Below are 2,606 nucleotides of genomic sequence, written 5' to 3'. Positions count from 1 at the left end.
GTACCAAAAGATCATTAACTTTCCACGCTTTCTCATTCTAAAATAAGAATACCCTCATGTCATAAATGTGACGTGAGGGTATTCTTATAAATTTTCATAGGATACTCACCGGTTTTTAGGTAATTGCATATCGATGTATGCTATCGATAGTGTTTTATACATCTTCCTTCCCTTCCAATAAGAGAACCGCTAATTTTGTATTAAAGTAACGGCCTCATTCACATTTAAGTAGTCCGATTAATTATTTTATGAAAAGAGACTGCTGCATGTGCATCATAACCCAAAAAGCAACCTAAAGTACACCGACCCTATAACGACCAGTACTATAGTTAATGGGAATCCGATTTTAAGGTAAGTGGAAAAACTGATATCAACGTTTTGTTTTTTAGCTTGTTCGACCACGATTAGATTGGCTATGGAACCAGTCAGAGTGAGATTACCTGCTAAGGTGCTAAAAACCGCCATGCTGGCCCACCATACATGAGCAGAGGATGTTGGAATTAGAAATTTCAGCATCATTACCGCCGGCACATTACTTACTACATTGGAAAATAGAATAGTTAAGACTGTAAATAGGGGTAGACTCTGTACATTCTGGACAAAACGAGGATTTAGTAGTTGGCCAATCAGACCACTCTGTTCTACACCGCCGATGATAACAAATAATCCGATAAATATGACCAAAAGATTAAAATCGATCCCAGCATACACTTTGTTCGGTTTGAGACGCCGAGTTATTAGGAGAAGAGCAGCACCTAAACTGGCAACAACGGCAGGATCAAACCCTATGAGAAATCCGGTCAAGACCAGGACCATCACTACCAAACCTTTTCTAATCAAGTAACGGTGAACAACGCCAATAATAGGCGAGCAATTCGGGAGAAGACCGTTGAGTTCTTCCCTGTATACCCAAGCGATGACCATATAATTCAACATAAGACCAACAAGGGACAGGGGCACAGCCACTGTCATATACCAATTAAAAGGCATATGGGAGAGACTTCCGATCAGAATGTTATGCGGGTTACCTATCAAAGTGGCCATGCTGCCGATATTTGAGGCGGTAGCCACGCCTAGCAAATATGGGATCGGATTAAGTGCCATGCGACGACAAATCAGAATTACCACTGGGGTAAAGAGAAGACAGACAATATCATTTATAAAGAAAGCGGATAGAATCCCCGTCAATAATAGAACCACAAACAGCAATTGTTTTTTAGTATGTAACTTACTCATTGAATAATTACCAACTAGCTGAAAGAGACCGGATAAGTTTAGGTAAGAAGTAATAATCATCATAGAAAACAAGAGAACAATAGTCCTATAATCAACCGCTCCGACAGCCTGATCAAAGGTCATTCCTGTCGCAATCGTCAGGGAAGCGCCAATGATCGCAACTCCAGCTCGATCCACTCGAAAAATCGGACTTTTTCCTACTGTAAATATGAGTAAGGTTGCCATAAGGATTAAAGTTGAAACTATCATAGATAAAGCACAGACCCCTTATCAATATTAAACTCAAATTCTTCCTCTTGTGCCGAAAACGATATCAATAAAATCTCCTCATGAAAACGCAAAAAATCCCAATCCCCTCTCTTTAGAAGGGATTGGATAGAATCGTTTTACTTGAACTGCACGGCGAAAACGGTCTGAACGAAGAAAAATTTGCGAAGTAGACCTAAGGATTTTAACCTCCCTTACAATTAAGCATATTTTTGTGCATCACTAGACGCTCGCAAATCTGCCTTTATTTTTGCCACTATTTCCAGGACCACCTGTTGGTTTTGCTGCTTCTATTGCTGTTTGATTCAGTTTGCATACAAATATTTTAACTTTATCTTAACGAAATTAGGCCATCCCCTCTTTCACACCCAATGATTTGAGTTCCTTGTAGAGTTCTTGGACTCCAGGATAAGTAATTTCGTAATATTTGTCCTGATACTTCAAGACCACAATATCATTTCCAGACATATATGAGAAAAGCACCGCGTTTTTTCCGTTCTTTAAGATAAACGACCCTGTCGCTAGACCTGCTATTCCTATCCCCCTTGTTCTTGATTCAGGTGCCCATTGACTTGAGTCGGAGCCAGACACCCAAGCCATCCTTGTTGATTTCAAATCGATAGATGCGTTCGAAGGAGGGGCTTTAAGTAATAATTCATCGCCTTTCAATTGCCACCCCGAGCCAAGTTCCGAACCGACAAGGAGCACGGGGACGGCTAGAAATATCAAAAAAATGATAATACTTTTAGGAAACATTGGCGTACCTCTATCACCGTATGCCTTCTTGCCTGCGTTAATTGTTGCCAGTATGATGATTATAGTAACTAAAATTGACATTGTATTCAGCGGAAAAAACCATGCTTTAAGAACATCAATTATACTAAGATGATAGTTCATTATTTTCGCCTCTCTTCTTCAAGATCAAGATATACCTAACCGTCGGAATCACGCCCAGAACACTGCTACTACCTCCACTCGAATATTTACTAACGCACCTGTTTGAGCCAACTTTACCTTGGCGATATTCTCCATACTTAAGATGTCAAGCCAACTGGAGACACCGCTCTCATTCACCATTCTACATAATTCAGAATATTCGGTAC

2 protein-coding genes are annotated in these 2,606 nt (G+C 40.1%); both read right to left on the bottom strand.

All coding sequences use genetic code 11. The annotated features are described in order from the left end of the window. Positions 1 to 273: 273 nt before the first annotated feature. A complete protein-coding gene (locus DSBG_RS21390) occupies positions 274 to 1,485 on the bottom strand; it encodes an anion transporter (protein WP_068967023.1) in 1,212 nt (403 codons plus the stop codon). Positions 1,486 to 1,848: 363 nt separating this feature from the next. Beyond that, complete coding sequence (locus tag DSBG_RS21385) at positions 1,849 to 2,400, bottom strand: PH domain-containing protein (RefSeq protein WP_068967021.1); 552 nt, start codon at positions 2,398 to 2,400, stop codon at positions 1,849 to 1,851. Between the last annotated feature and the right edge of the window lie 206 nt (positions 2,401 to 2,606).

This window comes from Desulfosporosinus cupriresistens (genome assembly GCF_001707885.1).
GTDB lineage: Bacteria > Bacillota > Desulfitobacteriia > Desulfitobacteriales > Desulfitobacteriaceae > Desulfosporosinus.
Note: the sequence above shows the minus strand (reverse complement) of the source record. Positions and strands in the feature narration are given on the sequence as shown.